The sequence below is a fragment of the Streptomyces liangshanensis genome (assembly GCF_011694815.1).
Lineage (GTDB): Bacteria > Actinomycetota > Actinomycetes > Streptomycetales > Streptomycetaceae > Streptomyces > Streptomyces liangshanensis.
Genome location: NZ_CP050177.1, coordinates 7533116 through 7552907, shown reverse-complemented (window position 1 = coordinate 7552907; position 19792 = coordinate 7533116). Strand labels below are relative to the sequence as shown.

15 protein-coding genes are annotated in these 19792 nt (G+C 72.9%); 7 read left to right on the top strand and 8 right to left on the bottom strand.

The window, feature by feature from the left end; genetic code table 11:
• The first annotated feature begins 134 nt into the window (after positions 1–134).
• A complete protein-coding gene (locus HA039_RS32835) occupies positions 135–674 on the top strand; it encodes a sigma-70 family RNA polymerase sigma factor (RefSeq protein ID WP_167035597.1) in 540 nt (179 codons plus the stop codon).
• Between the two features lie 74 nt (positions 675–748).
• Here HA039_RS32835 and HA039_RS32830 read toward each other — a convergent pair whose 3' ends face one another.
• Positions 749–2251, bottom strand: a complete 1503-nt coding sequence (locus HA039_RS32830; RefSeq protein WP_167035595.1) for a hypothetical protein — start codon at positions 2249–2251, stop codon at positions 749–751.
• Positions 2252–2429: 178 nt separating this feature from the next.
• On the opposite strand from HA039_RS32830, the gene HA039_RS32825 reads away from it, so the two are divergent.
• From HA039_RS32825 to HA039_RS32815, 3 genes are all read left to right on the top strand, one after another.
• On the top strand, positions 2430–4355 hold the full coding sequence (locus tag HA039_RS32825) for a hypothetical protein (protein WP_167035593.1): 1926 nt from the start codon (positions 2430–2432) through the stop codon (positions 4353–4355).
• 78 nt (positions 4356–4433) lie between these two features.
• Positions 4434–4727: a WXG100 family type VII secretion target gene (locus tag HA039_RS32820; protein ID WP_167035590.1), complete on the top strand. Its 294-nt coding sequence runs from the start codon at positions 4434–4436 to the stop codon at positions 4725–4727.
• A 64-nt stretch (positions 4728–4791) separates the two neighbouring features.
• Positions 4792–9192 carry an FtsK/SpoIIIE domain-containing protein gene (locus tag HA039_RS32815; RefSeq protein ID WP_243869926.1) on the top strand — a complete coding sequence of 1467 codons (4401 nt, stop codon included), beginning with the start codon at positions 4792–4794 and terminating at the stop codon, positions 9190–9192.
• 46 nt (positions 9193–9238) lie between these two features.
• On the opposite strand, the gene HA039_RS32810 is transcribed toward HA039_RS32815, so the two are convergent.
• On the bottom strand, positions 9239–10066 hold the full coding sequence (locus tag HA039_RS32810; RefSeq protein ID WP_167037995.1) for a helix-turn-helix domain-containing protein: 828 nt from the start codon (positions 10064–10066) through the stop codon (positions 9239–9241).
• A gap of 111 nt (positions 10067–10177) precedes the next feature.
• Between HA039_RS32810 and HA039_RS32805 the strand changes: the two genes are divergently transcribed.
• A complete protein-coding gene (locus HA039_RS32805) occupies positions 10178–10891 on the top strand; it encodes an SDR family oxidoreductase (RefSeq protein WP_167035588.1) in 714 nt (237 codons plus the stop codon).
• Positions 10892–10941: 50 nt separating this feature from the next.
• Here the strand turns inward: HA039_RS32805 and HA039_RS32800 are convergent, their stop codons facing one another.
• Together HA039_RS32800 and HA039_RS32795 are read right to left on the bottom strand one after the other, a co-directional pair.
• Positions 10942–11559: a hypothetical protein gene (locus HA039_RS32800; RefSeq protein WP_167035586.1), complete on the bottom strand. Its 618-nt coding sequence runs from the start codon at positions 11557–11559 to the stop codon at positions 10942–10944.
• Entirely contained in the window at positions 11556–11834 is a 279-nt protein-coding gene (locus HA039_RS32795; protein WP_167035584.1) for a WXG100 family type VII secretion target, read from the bottom strand. The genes HA039_RS32800 and HA039_RS32795 overlap by 4 nt, the downstream gene beginning before the upstream one ends.
• 121 nt (positions 11835–11955) lie before the next feature.
• On the opposite strand from HA039_RS32795, the gene HA039_RS32790 reads away from it, so the two are divergent.
• Complete coding sequence (locus HA039_RS32790; protein WP_243869924.1) at positions 11956–12630, top strand: hypothetical protein; 675 nt, start codon at positions 11956–11958, stop codon at positions 12628–12630.
• Positions 12631–12734: 104 nt separating this feature from the next.
• Positions 12735–13220 carry a hypothetical protein gene (locus HA039_RS32785; RefSeq protein WP_167035582.1) on the top strand — a complete coding sequence of 162 codons (486 nt, stop codon included), beginning with the start codon at positions 12735–12737 and terminating at the stop codon, positions 13218–13220.
• A gap of 246 nt (positions 13221–13466) precedes the next feature.
• Here the strand turns inward: HA039_RS32785 and HA039_RS32780 are convergent, their stop codons facing one another.
• The 4 genes from HA039_RS32780 to HA039_RS32765 all read right to left on the bottom strand — a co-directional run bounded on the left by HA039_RS32780 (position 13467) and on the right by HA039_RS32765 (position 19514).
• A complete protein-coding gene (locus tag HA039_RS32780) occupies positions 13467–14354 on the bottom strand; it encodes an NAD-dependent epimerase/dehydratase family protein (protein WP_167035580.1) in 888 nt (295 codons plus the stop codon).
• Between the two features lie 209 nt (positions 14355–14563).
• A complete protein-coding gene (locus HA039_RS32775; RefSeq protein WP_167035579.1) occupies positions 14564–16774 on the bottom strand; it encodes an RICIN domain-containing protein in 2211 nt (736 codons plus the stop codon).
• Positions 16775–16851: 77 nt separating this feature from the next.
• Complete coding sequence (locus HA039_RS32770; RefSeq protein WP_481906685.1) at positions 16852–18249, bottom strand: ricin-type beta-trefoil lectin domain protein; 1398 nt, start codon at positions 18247–18249, stop codon at positions 16852–16854.
• A complete protein-coding gene (locus HA039_RS32765; protein WP_167035577.1) occupies positions 18246–19514 on the bottom strand; it encodes a lectin in 1269 nt (422 codons plus the stop codon). Before HA039_RS32765 ends, HA039_RS32770 begins: the two co-directional genes overlap by 4 nt.
• Between the last annotated feature and the right edge of the window lie 278 nt (positions 19515–19792).

Genomic DNA, 19792 nt, shown 5'->3' with positions numbered 1-19792 from the left:
CGGGTGACGCGCTCCCGACCGGAGCCGCCCCCGTGAACACGGCGTGTGCGCCGCTCCGCGTGTCCCGCCCGGGAACCTCACCGCTGACGGGCGCTGGTACGACGCCGCCACGATCCCCCCTCAGGAACCAGGAAATGAAGCAAATCGCGGCACCCACGGCATCGTCGAAGGCCGTCCCCTGTCAGGAGCATCTGCTTCGTGTGCTGGTGGCGGAACACGGTAAGGCGCTGCTCGCCTACGCGGAGAAGCTGCTCAGCGACCGTCACCTCGCCGAGGACATCGTCCAGGAGACCCTGATCCGAGCCTGGCACCACACCGAGCGGCTCTACAGCACGGACGGTTCGGTCCGCGGCTGGCTGCTGACCGTCACCCGCAACCTGGTGATCGACCGGCTGCGCAGCGCGCCCAACCGTTACGAGACGGTGGGCACCGAGACCCAGGACCTGGCGCAGCGGGACCACGCGGACGCCGTGCTGGCGTCGATCGACGCGGTCCAGATGCTGCGGATGCTGTCGATGGAGCACCGCGAGGTGCTGGTGCACACGTACATATGCGGCAGGACCGTGCAGGAGACCGCGCGGATCCTCGGCATTCCGGCCGGCACGGTGAAGTCACGGCAGCACTACGCGCTGGGGAGTCTCCGCCGCCGGGTGCTGAGTTCCCGGCCGGTCTGACATCGTTGTCCGGCCCCGCCGCCCCCGGGCGGCCGGGTCCGGGCGGGCGCCCGGGGGTGGCGGGGCCGCGGGCCTCAGGCGGGGACGGTGAGCCGCACGCCCAGGACGGGGATCTCCACCGTGCCCCCGGCGGCCGCGTGCCAGCGCCAGTGCGCCCCGCCGACCTCGCCGCACACCAGGGCCGTCCACCCCGCGCCGCCGGGGCCGCACAGGTCGAGCAGCTCGGCCGCCTCCCGACCAGCCGGTGCGCCGGACACGACGACCAGGCCCTTGAGGGGACGGCGTACCGCCCCGGCCCGTACGGTGCCCCGGCCGGTGGCCGCCCGGCCCTCTCGCGGGGACACCGCCCGTACGGCACCGTCCGCCGGACGGGTCGTCAGCTCCGGCGGTACGGCGAAGGGGGACCCGCCGTCCGCGCCGACGAGCTGGGTCACCGGGACGTCGGGCCGGGTACGGGCGATCTCGTCGAGCAGGCCGCGCACCACGTCGTGGGACACGGCGCGGTCCCCGGTGACACTGAGGATGCCGTCGAGCCGGCTGAGGTCGACGAAGACAGGTTCGCCCTCGTCGTCCGTACCCACCCGTACGAGGCAGGCGGACGGGTCCGCCGAGCGGGCCGCCGTGCTCTCCCCCAGTCCGCCGCCCGGCCAGGTGCCGGCGCGGCGCCACCGGGTGCCGTCCAGCTTCTTCCAGGGATCGGATGCCGTGTCCGGGACGGCCAGCCAGGCCGTGACGCCCGCACGGTCGACCCGTACCGCGTGGACGGCCGTCCCCTCGCGTCCGCCGCTCCCGCCGAACTCCTCCAGGACGCCGTAGGCACGGCGTACGGACTCGGTGTCCGAGGCGAACCGGCCGGCCAGCGCGCGGCGTTGCCTGCGGCGGCGGCGCCGGCGGGCGGGCTCGCCGAGCGCGCGGAACCAGCCGGCCAGCGCGCGGGCGGCCCTGGCAACCCGGCGCCTGCCGACGATGCCCGCCGTCACCAGGGCGAGCAGGAAGGCCCCGGCCACGGCGAGGACGGCGGCCAGCGGGAACACGAGGGCGCCGGAGTCCGTCGCGGCGGTCCCACCTGTGCTGTTCTGGGCCTGTCCCGTGCCGTTCTGCGTCCGTCCCGTGCCGTTCTGGGCCTGTCCCGACCCGGTGCCCGGGGCGGTCGAGTCCTGGTTCCCCGCCTCCTTGGCGAGTTGTACGTCCGGGCCCGAGGCGTCGTCCGGGAGGCGCAGGATCCAGCCCGGCACCAGCGGGTCCGCCGGGTTGTTGAGCGCGCCGCCGTCCGGCTGGGCGAGGCCGCGGTTGAGGGTGAAGATGTCGTCGGAGCGGCCGGGGTCACCGAGCGTGCTCGCGGCAATGGACCCGAGGGTGTCGGTCGTACCGCCGTTCTGCGCGGGCGACTTGACCACGTACACCTTGATGAGCCCGTCCCCGTCGGCCGCGGCCCCCGGACCGGCCGCGCCGAGAACGGCGCACAGGGCCAGCAGAATGGTCGCGACCAGGGCCGTCAGGGTGGCGGCACCGTTCCGTCCGGCCGGCCGTGACGTCGGGGCGTCTTGCCGACGCGTGGCGCGGGCGCCGTTCCTCATGTTTCCCACCCATGTTCCGCCGGGGCAGGTCCCCCGGTCCGTAGTCACCCGTTACACGAAGGAACCGGGGAAATGGTTCGAGGCCCTTTTTTCCGCGATTTCGCGTGAGAAGTGAACCCGCCGGGCGTCGCGCTCCGTGTATCTCGCGGCAAGGATCCAATCTCCGCGGGGGCACCAGGTGGCGCGACGGCACACGTCCGGTTTCGAGATCGTCGGCATGGACGCGGACCCCACCCCGGGGCAGCCCGAGGAGATCGACCGCCTGGAGACCCGGTACCGGCAGATCGGTGACGAGGCCGATGTCGCCCGGCAGTTCACGCAGAAGGGCGGCGGCCTGGAGTCCGGCCGCGGGGCCGCGATCGACAGTCTGAAGGGCGTGATCGGCGACCTGCCGGACAAGCTCGGCAAGACCGTCGACTCGTACCACTCCGCCGCCGACGCCTACCGCGGCTACTCTCCGCAACTGGTGCAGGCGCAGGACATGTTGGACCAGGCGATGGACAAGGCGGCCTCGGTGGCGGGCGCCGCGGCGCAGACGGTCGCGCCCCTCCCCGCGGACGCGACGGACGAACAGAAGGCCCAGAACAAGCAGCAGTCGGACAGCAAGGACGCGGCCGACCAGGAGTTGACGGCCGCCAAGCGCATGGCCCAGGACGCGAAGGACCTGCGCGACTCCGCCGCGCGCGAGTGCGAGCGTGTCCTCGATGTCGCCGTCTCGCAGGCGATTCCCGAGCGGAACATCTTCCAGAAGATCGCCGACGCGTTCAAGGACTTCCCTTTCATCCAGATCCTGTTGGGCGCGCTCATCGCCATCACCTCGATCTTCTTCCCGGTGGCCGGGGTCCTGCTGGGGGCCGCGTTGTTCGCCGTGAACCAGATCGTGGCCATCGGGAGCGGGCAGTTCAGACTGGGGGACTTCCTCGTCGGGCTCCTGTCGTTCATCCCCGGAGGGGCGCTGCTGAAGGGCGCGGGCGCGATAGCGACGAAGATCGCGCCCGGTCTGCTCAAGGCCGGGGCGGGTGTGATCAAGAGCGCCACCGGGAGCATCACGAAGATCGCCGACACCCTCACCACGAGCAAGATCGGCGGCGGGCTGCTCGCGGGCGCGGGCGTCAAGGAGGCGGGCAAGGTCGTCGGTGACGTCACCGTCAAGTTCGGTGTGGAGTCCGGGAAGGAGGCCGCCGTCGAGAAGCTCAACGGCGACCCCCTGGACGCCAAGGCCATCTTCGGCGGCGCGGCCGCCGTGGCCGGCGTCGGCGGGCTGATCAAGGGGGCGGGCATCATCAGGAAGGGGCGCGGCGGCGGTACGGAGGCGGGCGCGGCGGCCTCTCCCGCTGCGGCCTCTCCCGCCACGGCCCCGGCGGCGGCCGGTTCGGGGGCGGCAGGTCCGGCGGCGGCCGGTTCGGGGGCGGCCGGTTCGGGGGCGGCCGGCGCCAAGTCCCTCGGCGACCGGCTGCGGGACGCGAAGGACGGGGCGCTGGAGCAGGCGGGCGAACTCGTGCCGGAGGCGGCGGCCTCCGCCGTCAAGGTGGGCGTGGCGGTGAGCGAGGGCACGTCCCTCGGTGACGCGGTCACCTCGGAGGCGTCCAACTTCATCCCCACCGCACCGGGCACCGCGCACGGGACGGTGCACGACAGGATCTCCGGGCTCATCCCGACGAAGACGTCGAAACCCGAGGGCAGCACGCCCCCGTCCGCGCACACCGGCGACGCCGCCGCGCACACCGGTGACACCTCGTCCACGCACACCGTCACCCCGGCGCCGACGGGCGACAGTTCCTCCTCCCCGAGCCCCGACTCCGCCCCGAACCCCGAGCCTTCCTCCCCCGGCCCCGAGCCGCAGGACATCCCCCTCCCCCCGTCGCCTCCCGGCAGCCCCACCGAACCGACCGGCTCGCCCTTCGGCCCGCCGCAGAGCCCCACCGACAGCGACGGCGGCTTCACCACGGCTCCTTCGTCACCGGTCGAGGAGGGCGGCTTCACCACCGCTCCGTCCTCGCCGGTCGAGGAGACGGCCTCCGTCACGCCGCCGACGCCGCCCGGCACGCCGACGCCGCCCACCGAGCCGACCCCACCCGCGACCGGCACCCCGCCCGCGCCCTGAGCGACCCGGCGCCGGGCGTCCTGAACCTCCGCCCCGTCCGGGGGCGGACCGCACCAAGAACACGCTAGGAGCACCCACATGCCCAACTTCGCCGTCAACTCCGACGAGACCGCCTCGGCCTCCGCCTCGCTGCTCAACGACTTCACGTCGCTCCAGGACAAGCTCACCGAGGTGCGGGGGCGCGTCAACCAGCTGCTCTCGCAGGGCTACAGCACGCCCGCGGCCCAGCAGAAGTTCCAGCCCTTCTTCGAGGAGTTCGCGAAGGGCTTCCAGCAGGTCAACGAGGGCCTCCAGGGCATCAGCCAGTACGTCAAGTCCGTCGGTGAGGCCTTCTCGCAGACCGACGAGCAGCTCGGCTCGAACATCGGCTGACCCACCGCAGGCCCCTCCTCCCCGCCCTCCCAGCCGCCCACTCTCCCGTGAGGAACCCATAGCCGTGCGATTGAACGTCAGCGTTCGCGACCCCCTGGCCGAGGGGGTGTCCACCACGGTCGTCGTCGACACCGAACCCTCCGCCCGGGCGGCCCGGTTCGCGGCGGAACTGGCACGCGCCGTCGGTCACACCGAGGCCGGCGCGGAGGGGACCCCGGCACCGGACCTCTACATCGGTGCCGAGCGGGTCGACCCCGAAGCCACCCTCCAGGTGGCCGGTGTGCGGGACGGCATGGACCTCGGGCTCGGCACTCCCGTTCTGCGGGACCCCGAGCCCGAGGGCCGGACCGAACTCCGGCTGGTGTCGGGCCCCGGGGCGGGCACGGTCTTCCGTCTGCCGCCGGGCGAGTACGACATCGGCAGCGGCGACGGCTGCCGGATCCGGCTCGCGCCGGGGGCCCCGGTGGTGGGCGCCCGGGTCAGGGTCGCGCTGGACGGTTCCGGCGTCCTCAGCGTGACCGGGACGTCCCAGCTCGACGGGAAGACCGTCAGCGGCGACCTCCCGTGGCGCGAGGGCAGTCAGCTCGCCGTCGGGGACACCCTGCTGGAACTGACGGTACGGAACTCCGCGAAGGCACCGCTGACCCCGGCGGCGGACGGCCTGGGCCTGGAGTTCAACCGGCCTCCGCGCTTCTTCCCCTCCCCCGCGGCCAGCCGGTTCCGGCTGCCCGCCCCGCCGGTCAAGCCGGACAAGCGGCCGATCCCGCTGCTCCCGATCCTGCTGCTCCCGGCCGCCAGCGCGGCGATCGCCATCTTCGTGACGCACCGCTGGACCTTCGTCTTCCTCGCCCTGCTCTCCCCGGTCGCCGCGCTCCTCACGCAGTTCGGCGGCCGCAAGCAGGCCATGCTCAAGTACCTGGAGCAGGAACAGAAGCACAGCGAGACCATGACCAGGCTGCGCGCCGACATCGACGCCGCCGTCCTGGCCGAGCAGCACAACCTGCGGCTCTCCCTGCCGGATCCGGCGTCCCTGCTGCGGATGGCCGCGCAGCCCTCGGAGCGACTGTGGGAACGCCGCTGGCAGGATCCCGACTTCCTCGACGTCCGGGTGGGCACCGCCGACCTGCCGTCGTCGCTCGGCGTCGAGGATCCGACGCTGGACGAGCACCGGCGTTCCACCGTGCCCTGGCTGAACCAGGTGCCGGTCGCCGTCCCCCTGCGGCGGGCGGGCGTCGCCGGGATCGCGGGGCCGGGCGCGGGCCGGCTGGCCGGCTGGATGGCCGCCCAGGCCGCGTCCCTGCACAGCCCCGCCGACCTGCGGATCGTCGTGCTCGGCGGCCCCGACGGCGAGCGCGACTGGTCGTGGACCCGCTGGCTCCCGCACGGCCGGCCGGCGAACGAGGACACGTACTCCCTGGTGGGCAGTACGGCCGACTCCCTGGCCCGCCGCATCGGCGAGCTGGGGCAGATCGTCTCGGCGCGGGTCGCGGCGGGCACCGAACTGGTCCGCGGCGGGGTCAACGGCCACCCCGACATCCTGGTGGTGCTGGACCAGGCGCGCCGCGCCCGTTCCCTGCCCGGGGTGATCGCGCTGCTGCGGGACGGCCCGTCGGTCGGGGTGTACACGATCTGCATGGACCGCGAGGAGCGCCTGCTCCCCGAGGAGTGCGGCGCGGTCGTCGTCACGCAGGGAAGCCCCCGGGGCGGCTCGCGGGTGCGCACCGGGGTGGGCGCGGCCCTGGAGGACGTCCGGACCGACTCGCCCGAGGCCGACTGGTACGAGCACCTGGCGCGGGCGCTCGCGCCGCTGCGCGGGGTCGGGGACGCCGACGAGAGCGCCCTGCCCGCCTCCGTACGGCTGCTGGACCTGCTGAACGTCGAACCGCCGACCGCCGAGGCGATCGTGGCGGGCTGGTCGCTCGGCGGGCGTTCCACCCGGGCCGTCCTCGGCACCGGTTACGACGGGGACTTCTCCGTCGACCTGGTACGGGACGGGCCGCACGCCCTGATCGCGGGCACCACCGGTTCCGGCAAGTCGGAGCTCCTCCAGACGCTCGTCGCCACGCTCGCGGTGGTGAACCGGCCCGACGAGATGACGTTCGTCCTCGTCGACTACAAGGGCGGCAGCGCCTTCGCCGAGTGCGCCGACCTGCCGCACACGGTGGGGCTGGTCACCGACCTCGACACGCGTCTGGTCGAGCGCGCCCTCGTCTCCCTCGGCGCCGAGCTGCGCCGCCGCGAGACTCAGCTCGCGCAGGCGAGCGCCAAGGACATCGAGGACTACCTCGACAAGCGCGGCCGGGGCGGGGACGTCCTGCCGCCGCTCCCCCGGCTGCTGCTCGTGATCGACGAGTTCGCCTCCATGGCGCGGGAACTGCCCGACTTCATCTCGGGTCTGGTCAACATCGCCCAGCGCGGCCGTTCCCTCGGCATCCACCTGGTCCTCGCGACCCAGCGGCCCAGCGGCGCGGTGACCGCCGACATCCGCGCCAACACCAACCTGCGGATCGCGCTGCGCACCACGGACACCTCCGAGAGCCGCGACATCATCGACGCGGCCGAGGCCGGGGAGATCTCCCCGGCCAATCCCGGGCGTGCCTACGCCCGCCTCGGGCCCTCGGCGCTGCTGCCGTTCCAGGCGGGCCGGGTGGGCGGTCGCCGCCCCGGCGGGGCGATGCCCGCGGACGTGGAGGTGCCGGTACGGGCGCGAGCGGTGTCCTGGCAGGAGCTGGGCGGCCCGGTACGCCTGCGGTCCGGCGGCGGAGGCGGCGCGCGGGCGACCGAGGCCGTCACCGACCTGGCGGTCCTGACCGCGGCCGTCGCGCAGGCGTCGCGGCTGGCGGAGGTGCCCCGGCAGCCGAGCCCGTGGCTGCCCGCGCTGCCCGAGGTGCTGGAGTGGACCCCGTCCCCGGCGCCGAAGGCGTTCGCGGACCGGGCAGCCGAACTGCCCGCCGTCGAGTACGGCATGGTGGACCTGCCGGCCCAGCAGAGCCGTACCCCGCTGGTGTTCGACCTGGACCGGGCGGGTCACCTGCACATCATCGGCTCGCCCCGCAGCGGGCGTTCGCAGACCCTGCGCACCCTGGCGGCGGCGCTCGCCCAGGCCCACGGCGCGCAGGACGTGCACCTGTACGGCATCGACTGCGGCAACGGGGCGCTCAACGCGCTGACCGCGCTGCCGCACACCGGGGCGGTCGTGGACCGCAACCAGACCGAGCGCCTGAGCCGCCTGCTGGACCGGCTGACGGCCGAACTGACGTACCGCCAGGGTGTGCTGGGCGCACGGGGCACGGCCGACCTGGCGGAGCTGCGCCGGATGGCCGAGCCGGCGGAGCGGCTGCCGCACCTCGTGGTGCTGGTGGACCGCTTCGAGGTGTTCGAGCGGGAGTACAACGCCTTCGACAACGGCAGCTACCTGGAGCGGATGGTCCGGTTGCTGCGGGACGGCGCGGGGGTAGGCATCCACCTCGTCCTGGCCGGCGACCGGGTGCTGGGCAGCAGCCGCTTCGGCGGCACCACCGAGGACAAGATCGTCCTGCGGATGAACGACCGGGCCGACTACTCGTCGGTGGGGGTCCCCACCAAGGCCGCGCCCGCGGACGCGGCACCGGGCCGCGGTCTGCGGACCCAGGACCTGAGCGAGGCACAGATCGCCGTGCTGGGTACGGATCTGTCGGGTACGGCGCAGGCGCGGTTCCTGAGCGATCTCGGCGCGGAGCTCACCCGCCGCGAGGCGGAGGTGCCGGCCGAGCGCCGGGCCCGGCGGCTGGACGTGCTGCCCGACCGTGTCACCTACCGGGAGGCGCTGGCGCTGCACACGAAACGCGGCGCGATGCGGCCGCTGGTGGCGGTCGGCGGGGACACCCTGGCGGGGCTGGGGCCGGATCTGGCGGACGTACCGACGTTCGCCGTCGCCGGGCCGCCGCGTACGGGGCGCAGCACGGCCCTCCTGACGGTGACGCGGTCGGCGCTGGACGCCGGGGCGGGGGTGGTCGTGCTGGCCCCGCGCCGCTCGCCGCTGCGTGACCTGGCGGGCCGTGCCGGGGTGGCCGCGGTGATCACCGAGACGGAGGTGTCGGTCGAGGAGTTCCGCAAGGTGCTGGGCAACGTCCCGGAGGACAACGCGGTCATCGTGATCGACGACGCGGAGCTGTTCATGGGCGCGGAGATCGACCCGGATCTCGCACTGCTCGCGCGCGGCGGGGCGGGCAACGGCTGGGGCGTGGTGGTCGCGGGCAACGCCGAGTCGATGTCGCTGAGCCTCGCGGGCTGGATGGGCCAGGTCAAGCGGAACCGCACCGGCATGCTGCTGTCACCGCAGAGCCTGGGGGACGGCGAGGTGATCGGGACCAAGCTGACGCGCGGGCTGATCGGCCAGGCGCCGCAGCCGGGGCGGGGGTTGCTGCATCTCGGTGACGGCACCCTGCTCGCCGTACAGGTGCCGGGGACGGTCCTGGAGGACTGAGGGAGAACTCAGGGAAAGAGGATCAATCACATCGGCCGCTCCGGGTTCACGGGGTGCGCACGTCCTCGACGGTCATGGCCAGCAGGACCAGCGCGTTGTGCTCGGCCGTACCGGGCGGGGCCTGGTAGATCAGCAGGCGCTGCCCCTCGCCGACAGGGCGGAGCACCTCGTTGGCGAGGGTGGTCGGGCCGATCACCGGGTGCCGGAACGCGGTCTCGCCGGCGCGCTTGGCCGCTACCTCGTGCCGGCGCCACAGAGCGGCGAACTCGCCGCTGGCCGCCTCCAGTTCGGCGACCAGCGCGGCCGTCCGCTCCGGGGCGGTCAGTTGGGCGGTGCGCAGGTGCGCGACACCGTTGCGCGCCACCCGGCCCCAGTCGGCGAAAAGGGTGCGGGCGGCGGCGTGCAGGAAGGTGTACCGAATCGTGTTGCGCTGTCCGGGCGGTGAGTCGCCGAGCCCGGGCATCAGCGCGAGGCCCTCGGGATTCGCGGCCAGCACGTCGTTGACGTCGTCGAGTACGTACGCCGGGCTGGGCCGGACCGACTCCAGCAGCAGCCGCAGGCCAGGACCGGCCGGCCGCGCGTCGGCCGGCCGGCGGCGCGGTGTCCGCCCGGCGACCTGGTCGGCGAGGCCGAGCAGGTGGGCGTGCTCGTCGGCGGTGAGCCGCAGGACCCGGGCCAACGCGCCCAGGACCGCGTCGCTGGGCGCGGTCTCCCGCCCCTGCTCGATCCGGATGTAGTAGTCGACGCTCACGCCGGCCAGCGCCGCCAACTCCTCGCGGCGCAGCCCGGGTGTGCGCCGGGCGCCCGGTCCGGTGGGCAGCCCGACGTCGGCCGGGCCGATGCGTCCGCGCCGGATCCGGAGGAAGTCGGCCATGGTGTTCACGGCGTCGAGTCTGCCACCGGCCGGCGTGCTCCTGGGTGGCCGTGGCACACCCAGGAACCACCCGGCCTGCCCGGAACCGGCCCGGCGGCGCACGCTCGGATCATGACTGACGCGATCATCATCGGTGGCGGATCCGGCATGGGCCTTGCCCTGGCCCGGACCCTGCTCGCCGAAGACATGCAGGTGACCATCGTCGGCCGGTCCTCGGACCGGCTCGCGAGGGCCCGGACGGAACTGGCACGCCCCGGTCACGGGAGGATCACCACGATCACGGCCGACCTGGGGCGGGAGGAGGACGTGGCCGGACTGTTCGCCCAGGTGGAGCGGGTGGAGCACGTGGCGGTCACCGCCGCGGACGCGACCGGCGTCTACGGGCGGACCGCCGACGTCGCCACGGCGACCGCACGGGCCGTCGTGGAGACCAAACTGCTCGGTGCCTGGCTGGTCGGCAAGCACGCGGCCGGACGAGTCACCGGCTCGATCACCTTCACCTCGGGCATCAACGCGTACCGGCCGAACGGGTCGAACACCATCATGGCCGCGGCCAACGGCGCGCTGGCGTCACTGGCGTACGGGCTGGCGATCGAACTGGCCCCCGTGCGGGTGAACGTCATCTCCCCCGGCTGGGTGGACACCCCCATCTGGGACCAGCTCGGCATGGACAAACAAGCCGCCTTCGCCGAGCTGGCCGCGCGGCTCCCGGCCCGCCGCGTCGGCACCCCCGACGACATCGCCCAGGCGTTCCTGTCGGTGATGCGCAACGGATTCATCACCGGGACCGTCCTGCACGTCGACGGAGGGCACCGGATCACCTGATCCGGTGCCGTCCCCTCGTACCCCCGGCTCGTGCCGCGCCGGAGCCGCGCTCAGAGCGGGACGACGGTCCCGTCGGCGGACACGAAGCGGAACGTGCCGGTGATGGCGTCGAAGAGGTCGTACGCCTCTTCCTTGAGCGGCAGGTTGGGGCTCGCGCAGGTCACCACGAGGTACTCACGGGTGGTGCCGGGCACCGGCATGATCGTGTGCATGGTGAGGAGCTTGGCCTTGACGTCCGCCGTCAGGGGCGTCTCCTCGGTGCCGGTGACCCGGGCGACGCGGCCCACGTTCTCCAGGGTCACCGCGCTGACCACGCGGTCGGCCGGGACCTTGTGCTTCACCGTCGAGAGTCCGAGCTGCCGGGAGAGCAGCGGGAGCGTGAGCTCCATTCCCTCCGGGGTGCTGACGGCGAAGACCATGGCGTACGCGAGGAACAGGCCGTCCTCGTACTGGGTGGCGGTGCCGGCGGCGTAGAGCGCGCCGTGCTTGCGCGCGGCCCTGCTGATCTCCCGGCCCTGCCGGAACATGTCGTTGACGGCGGCCTTGGCGCGCGGGTCGTCCGTCGCCGCCAGGGCCTCCCGGCGGGTCCGCGCGAGAGCCTCGCCGGTGAGGTCGGCCTCGGTCCAGGACGCGGGGACGTTGACCAGGAAACGCTCGGCGGTCCTCATGAGTCGCTCAGGTTGGACGCGGCGTCGTTGTCCGTCTTGGCGAACTCGTCGGCGATGGAGTCCATGGCCTTCTTGATCTCCTTCACCTGCTTCTGGAGCCGTTCCCGGCCGTCGTTCCACTTGTCGTCGAAGTTCTGGGCGGCGTTGCGCAGCCCCGGTCCGAACATCGCCGGGAAGTCGAACTCGTTGGCCTGGATGTCGATGTGGTCCAGGACGAAGCTCAACGCCTGACGTGCGTCGTCCAGTTCGTCTCCTGGTATGAAGATGTCGGCCACGGAGATCCCCTCGGGTGCGGTCGTGCGGGCGGTCGGCCCGTCGAGGACACGGGACGGACGGCCCCTGGGTTCAATCCCGTTGGTGCGTGAACCTTTTTTGTCCGCGTCTCGTGTGCCTCACGTGACTTTTCCCAGCAACAGCCCCGCGCGCGGGTCCCTCCGGCGGGCGGCCGTCGCGTCCGCCCTCGTCCTGTGCGGTGTGGCCGGCCTGGCCGCCTGCGGCAAGACCGTCTCCGTGACCGACGCGTCCCCCGCCCCGGCGGCGGCCGCCACTTCCGCCCCCGCCTCGCAGCCGCCGGCCGCGACCGCCCCCTCGGGGCAGCCGTCGAGCAACTCGGGGCTCCAGGTCGTCGACAGCACCGCCGCCCAGAACGGGCTGACGGGCAACGGCGGTACGGTCGTCGGCCTGGCGGTGCAGGAGACCCCGCCGAAGTGGGTGCAGTTGTCGGCCGTCACGTCACCGCGGCTGGGCAGCCACCTGATCAACGTGAACCAGGCGACGCTGTACCGCTTCGACCAGGACACCGCCCAGCCGTCGCAGTCCAACTGCGCGGGTGACTGCGCGGCGAAGTGGCCGCCGGTCACCGTCCAGGAGGGCGGCAAGGCCTATCTCGCGGGCGTCGACCCGAGCCAGGTCGGGGCGATCCGGAGGCCGGACGGCACCATTCAGGTGACGGTGGGGGGCTGGCCGATCTACCGCTTCTCGGGCGACAGCGGTCCCGGCGACGCCAACGGGCAGGGCATCGGCGGCACGTGGTTCGCCGTGGGGCCGACGGGCCAGAAGGCCACGCCCTGAGCCGGTGCCGTGCGTCCGGCTTCCGCTCGCCCGCCCCCTGCTGAGAGAGTCCCTCCGAGGGGCCGGAGCGTGGGAGCGGCTCGGACGAGAGGACGGCGACGCGGATGACGGCGGCCGACGACGGGGGTGCCGGGCGGCCCGGCGGGTTCGAGGCCGCCACCGGTGACGGTCCCGCGCCCGGGGGGGCACCGGAGGTGCGGGCCGCGGAGGTACGGGTCGCCTTCGGCGGGCTGCTCCAGATCCGTCGGCTGACGCACACCGGGGCCGGCGCCCCCGAGGCCGTACCGGCGGCGTGGGAGCGGCAGCGGCCGGTGCGGGCCGTGGCGCTCGTGCTGGAGGCGGCGGGCCTCGCGCCGTCCGCGGTGGACGCGGCCGGGCAGCCGGTGGCGACCGGCTTCCGCGTGCGGGCGGGCGAGCGGGCAGGGACCGTGCGGGTGGAGTGGGTGGGTCCGCCCGGTGGCGGGGCCGCCCAGGACGAGGAGCGGGCGCTCGGCCGCTGCGCGTCGGAACTGACGCGCCTGGGGTGGGAGGCCCTGCTGTACCGGGGTCCCCGCAGGCGCCGGTTCCTGGAGGTGGAACCGCTCGCCTGAGACCCGCGACGAACCCCGGCAACCGCACCACCGGGGCCGGCGGCCTGCCCGGACCCGGGCAGGGCGCGCGATCCGGGCCGGCTCAGCCCTGGGCGCCGCTGCGACCCGGGTCGGTTCAGGCCCGAAAGCCTTACGACCAGGGTCGGCTCAGCTCTGGGCGCCGCTGCGACCCCGGTCGGCTCAGGCCCGAAGAGCCTGCGACCCGGGTCCGTTCAGCCCTTGGCCGGCGCTGCCACCCGGATCTGTTCAGGCCTGGGTGGGGTGGGCGATCTCTGTCAGGGCGTCGTCCACGTGGCGGGGCTGCCAGCCGGTCTCGCGGCGGGCTCGGGCGCCGGTCAGGCGCTGGTTCAGGGCGAAGGCCTCGGCGATCGGGCCCATGCGCTCCAGCCCCGCTTCGAGGGTCAGGGACTCGGTACGCCCCGGGTGCCCCGCGGCCTCGGCCGCGGCGGCGGCGACCTCCGCCTGGGTCGGCGCCTCGTCGCTCACCCCGATGTAGACCGCCCCGGCGGGCGCGCCGAGGGCCAGCGCGTACAGCTCCGCGATGTCGTCCACGTGGACGACACCCCAGTGGTTGCGGCCGTCGCCGATCACCGGCGCCGCGCCCCGCTCGCGCGCCGGGGCGGTGTAGAACATGTCGATGAGTCCGGCGCCGTGGCCGTACACCACCCCCGGCATCACCAGCACGGGGTGTCCCCCGGTCGCGGCGCGGGCCAGGACCAGGTCCTCGTTGGCCTTGCGCCACGCGGTGATGGCCGGCGGCTGCTGGGTCTTCTCCTCGTCGGCGACCCCGTCGGTGTCGCCGTACACCCAGGCCCCGCCGGTGTGGACGTACGGTCCCGCTCCGACGCCGTCCAACAGGGCCTCGGCGGCCTCGCGGTCGACCTGGTCGCCGCCGGGGCTCGCGTCGGAGCCCAGGTGGATCACGCCGTCGGCGCGGGACGCGGCCTCGCGCAGGACGGCGGTGTCGGTGAGGGCGCCCCGTACCGGCTCCGCCCCCAGGGTGGACAGCGTCCGCGCGGACTCCGCGCTGCGGGCGAGCGCGGTGACGGCGATGCCCCGCCGGAGGAGCGCGGCGACGGTGGGCCGGCCGACGTAGCCCGAGCCGCCCGTGAGGAACACCTTGGTGACTGACATTTGTGCCTCCATAAGCCCGGCCGCGGAGTGTGGCCGGCTCCTCCACGATGGCCCGCGGGCCGGTGACCCGTCCAAGACCTCTTTGGTCGATGGTGATGTCCGTACGGCATCAGCGCCCGTCGGAGGGGTCCGGAAGGAGGGCAGCGGGAAGGCCCCGGGCCTCCGCTCGCGCGGTGGCCCGGGGCCTTCCCGAAGAGGTGGTGCGGGTGCTACGGGTAGCTGACGAGGTTCGCCACGTTGGTGGACGAGTTCGACGGGCCGCCCCTGTCGTTGATCACGTGCCGGATGGTCCCGACGCCGCCGAGCGACACCGTCACCATGTTCCGGAACTTCACGTTCGCGTTGTTGGGGACCTCGAACGCGTGCTCCGCGGTCACCCCGTTGTTGACGTTGAAGAAGCAGTAGCTGCCGAGCCCGTACGCCTCGTGGCTCGTCACGGTGTTCGCCACCTTGTAGGCGGCGTACCCCTGGGTGCTGCCGTTCATCCAGGCCGCCTGGTTGGGCGGGTCGTACGGCATCTCGTTCTGGTAGAAGTACGTCTTGCCGCCGTTGCCGTTCCAGATGGTCTGGTGCTTCTGGTAGTGCTCGACGAACAGGCCGTACATGGTGACGTCGGCGCCGTTCACGATCAGGCCGGTGTCCGCCGTGTTGGTGGTCCAGCCGACCCCGCTGCCGTGGTCGGCGCGCCAGATCCACATGTGGTCACCGATGACGTTGCGGCTGTTGACCACCAGGCTGGTGGTCGCCTTGCCGACGCCCGCGCCGCCGATGCGGAAGAACACGTCGTGCAGCGAGGTGGGGTTGGCCGCGTGGCTCACGTTCGAGCCGTCGGCGCCGACCTCCATCAGGCGCTGGGAGTTGACCGGACCCGCGTCGATGAGCAGGCCCGCGACCTTCACGCCGTCGACGTCCGAGACGGAGACGGCGGTGATGCCGTTGTCCGGGATGAAGGTGGCGAGGCCGAGGCCGAGGACGACCGTGTCGGGACGGGTGACCCTGAGGGTCTGGTTCAGGTGGTAGACACCCGGCGTGACCAGCAGGTTCTTGCCCGCGGCCAGGGCCGCGTTCATGTCCGCGGCGCTCGCGCCGGGCTTGGCGATGTAGAACTGGTCCAGCGGGAGGGACGTACCGGCGGGGGCGCCGGCGCTCCACGTGGTGCCGGACGAATTGCTGCGCAGGGCGGGGACGAACACCTTGTAGGCGCCGGCCGCGTCCACGTACAGGAAGGGCTTCTCACGGATCTGCGGGGTGGTCGCGACCGTGGTGTAGGGCGGGTTGGGGAAGGTCCCGGCGGGCGCGTTCTTCGCGCCGACGAACACCATGTTCCAGTTCTGCCCGGTCCAGCTGCCCCACTCGGTGTTGCGGGACAGCCACTGCTGCTGCGTACCGGAGCGGACCTGGCCGTCGACCTTGCTGTCGGCCATGAAGCCGCCGCTGGCCCAGCCGCCGTCGTCCAGGGCGAGGTTGCCGCGCACGTGCATGCGGCGGTACGGGGCGGCCTGCGAGACGGCCCAGCGGTCGGTGCCCGAGGGCGGCGTGACGGAGAGGTTCTCGGCGCTGCGCCAGAAGTTCTGGGTGGCGTTCTGCGGCGGGAACCAGTCGGCCTCCACGTGCACCGTGCCGCCGATGTTGACGTCGTCGGGGCTCAGGCCCAGGCCGGCGACCTGGGTGTAGAAGCCGACGTTGACGTTGACGTTGTTGTAGTTGCCGGGCCGGAAGAGGAAGGCCTGGCGCTGGGTGCCGAACTGGTTGGTCTCCTGCTGGCGGAAGACCGCGTCCACGCGGCTCTGGATCGTCGCGGAGGGCATCGACGGGTCGAAGACCTGGACGTTGGGGCCGAGGTCCGGGGTGCCCGCGGGCGGCGGGGTGTCGGCCGCGGTCAGCCGGAAGGACTGGGCGGCGGACCCGTTGCAGGTGTACTGGCCGAGGACGACGCCGTCGGCGGTCGAGGCGGCGGGCACGTCGAGGCACTTGCCGCTGTTGCCGTTGACGAAGTGGTAGGCCCCGTCGGCCTCCTCGACCGGCTGCCACTGCTGGTTGAGGCCGCTGCTGTACAGCCACAGCTGAATGGCGGCGCTGTCCGCGGTGGAAACGTCCTTGACGTCCCAGACCTGGTTGGCGGAGTTGCGGTTGCCGACCCTGACGCGGCCGCTGCCGGTGTCGGTCAGGCTCCAGTTCTGGGCGGTGGTGCCGTTGCAGGCGTACTGCTGGACGGCGGTGCCGTTGGCCGTGCCGGCGGCGGCCGCGTCGACACACTTGCCGCTGCCCTTGTTGACGATGTTGACCCAGCCGGTGGGGAGGGCCGCGGCGGCCTGGGCCGCCTTCGGGGCGGCCTGCGGGGCGCTCGACGGGGCCGCCTGGGCGGGCAGCGCCACGAGCGCCGTGCAGAGGGACGCCGCCGCGACGAGAAGCGTCGTCACCGACGGTCCTGTCCGGCCTCGGCGGCGGAGGATCCCGCCGCCTGTGGTGCGTGAGTTCACTGGTGCTCCTCGGAGGTTCAGCCGGCGTACTGGGCGAACGTGCGGGTGAAGTCCCACGCCTGCTGGCTCACGCCGGAGCAGGTGTCGTCGTTCGGGTACGCGCCGGGGCACGGCCGGTCACGGTTGGCGGACCAGAAGGTCAGCCGCGCGAGGTGGTGCTGCTGGGCGTAGGCGAGGATCGTGCGGAAGTCCGCCACGGTCACCGTCTCGTTGACGTCGGTGATGCCGTTCATCGACGAGATGCCGATGCGGCGGTACGTCGTGTCGTCGCTGTACCCGTACGCGTTCTTGACCGCGGTCTTGAGGCCCTCGGCCGCGCGGAGCGTGAGGGTGCCCATGTTCTGGCCCGCGCCGCCGAAGTCGAAGGGCATGATCGTCCAGCTGTCGACGGTCAGGCCGGCGGCCGCGCCGCGGTTGATCAGGCTGGTGTCGGGGCCGTTGATGCCGGTTCCGATGGTGATGTAGACCTTGATGCCGGGGTTGTTGGCCTTGACGGTCTTGAGCGCGTCGATCGTCCGCTGCTGGACGGTCGGGTTGTCGTACGCCGCGGCCTCCAGGTCGATGTCGATCGCCTTGAGGCTGTAGGCGTTGATGACCTTCTGGTACGCCGCCGCCAGCTCGCCGGCGCTGGAGCAGGAGCTCTCCAGCTTGTTGCCGCTGTAGCCGCCGAAGGACGGGATGATGTCGCCGCCCGCCGCGCGCACGCTGTTGACGGTCTGCTGGTCGACGCCGCCGGTGAGCGCACGGCCGCCGTCCCACTGCGGGTTGCAGTAGCCGTTGCTGAGCACGAACGCCAGCGTGAACCACTTGACGCCGGTCGCGTTCATGACCGTGACCGGGTTGGGCGTGTTGCCCCAGCCGTTGTAGAGGTAGGGCGCGACCGCCATGGCTCCGGGCGCGGGGGGCGGGGTGTCGCCGCCACCGCCGCCCGCGGCGGGCGCGGTCCACTTCTGGTTGGCGGTGCCCGTGCAGGTCCAGATCTGGAGCCGGGTGCCGTTGGCGGAGCTGTTGCCCGTGGCGTCCAGGCACTTGTTCGCCTGGGTGTTCACCAGGTCGCGGGCCGCCGAGGCGGTCCACTTCTGGTTGGCGGCGCCGGTGCAGTCCCAGATCTGGAGCTGGCCGCCGTTGGCGACGCTGCCGTCCTTGACGTCGAGGCACTTGCCGAGCGCGCGGACCGTACCGTCCGTACCCACGGTCCACTGCTGCGCGGCGGAGCCGTTGCAGTCGTAGAGCTGGACGGCCGTGCCGTTCGCGGAGCTGGCGGCGGCCACGTCGACGCACTTGCCGCCGAGGCCCGTGATCGTGCCGGTCGCGGCCGCGGCGGGGGTGGAGGTACTGATGACCGAGGCGCCCACCGCGAGCGGCAGGGCCGCCAGCACGGCGAGGGGCTTGAGGAAGGAGCGCAGGCGCGTCACGAGGCGTTCACCGTCCACTTCTGTGCGGCCGAGCCGTTGCAGGTGTAGATCTGGAGCCGGGTCCCGTTGGCCGAGTTGGCGGCCGGGACGTCCAGGCACTTGTTCGCCTGGATGTTCACGACGTCCAGCGCCGCCGGGGTGGCCCACTTCTGGTTGTTCGCGCCGGTGCAGTCCCAGATCTGGAGCTGCGCGCCGTCGGCGACACTGCCGTCCTTGACGTCGAGGCACTTGCCCAGCGCGCGGATCGTGCCGTCGGAGCCGACGGTCCACTGCTGCGCGGCGGAGCCGTTGCAGTCGTAGAGCTGGACGGGCGTGCCGTTGGCGGAGCTGGCGGCGGCGACGTCGACGCACTTGCCGCCGAGGCCGCGGATCGCCCGGCCCGTTCCGGGGGTGCCGGTGTCGCCGGTGGTGACCCGGACGTAGTCGATGACCATGTACTGGGGCAGGACCGTGCTGCCGTTGGGGTCACCGGGCCAGTAGCCGCCGACCGCGAGGTTCAGGATCATGAAGAACGACTTGTTGAACACCCAGGAGTCGCCGCCGAGGTCGGCGGGCGTCCTGCGCTGGTAGACGTTCCCGTCCACCGACCAGGTGATGGAGTCCGGGGCCCAGTCGATCGCGAAGGTGTGGAACGCGTCCGCGAACTGCTGGCCGCCCGGCAGGGTGTAGCCGGCGCCGATCCCCTCGGCACCGGAGTAGCCGGGGCCGTGGAGGGTGCCGTGGACGGTGCTGGGCTCGAAGCCGACGTTCTCCATGACGTCGATCTCGCCCTGGGCGGGCCAGCCGCCCCCGCCGTTGCCGAGCATCCAGAAGGCGGGCCAGATGCCCTGGCCGCGCGGGATCTTGATGCGCGACTCGACACGCCCGTACTGGGCGCTGAACTTGCCGGCGGTGTTCAGCCGTGCGGAGGTGTACTCGCACCGGCCGTACCAGCACTGGTAGTTGTTGGGGTTCTCCCTGCGTGCCTGGATGACCAGGTTGCCGGCGCCGTCGAGGGCCGCGTTGTTGGTGCCCGACGTGTAGTACTGGCGCTCATGGTTGTTGACGTTGTCGCCGGTCTCCAACTGCCACTTGCTGCCGTCCACGCCCGATCCGGCGGGGCCGTTGAAGTCGTCGTTGAACACGACGGCCGCCGCGGCGGCGGGGGCCGGTGCGGGGGCCGCGCCGGCCACGGTCGCGGGCCCGGCCGCGACGGCGCTCGCGCAACAGAGCAGGGCAAGGCCGTACAGCGCCATCCGGCGCCGCAAGGGAGTTCGCACAGTCATCACATCACTTCATGTGGGGGGCATGCGCATGACATTCCGGACGCCGAGAGGTGTGACGATCGGGGATGCCGTCTCAGGCGCTTATTTCAATACTTGATTTAAGGGAGAGGAGATGAGGCCGTCAAGGGATAGGTATGGACCAAAGTTCGGCGGACACCCGGCCGGACCCCCGCGATAGGGGCACAGACCCTTCACAACCGGGCACCTCGTCACCACTCCGTGTCCTGACGGTACGTCACAGGATTCCCCCCATCCCCACCAGCCCCCCAGATTTGACT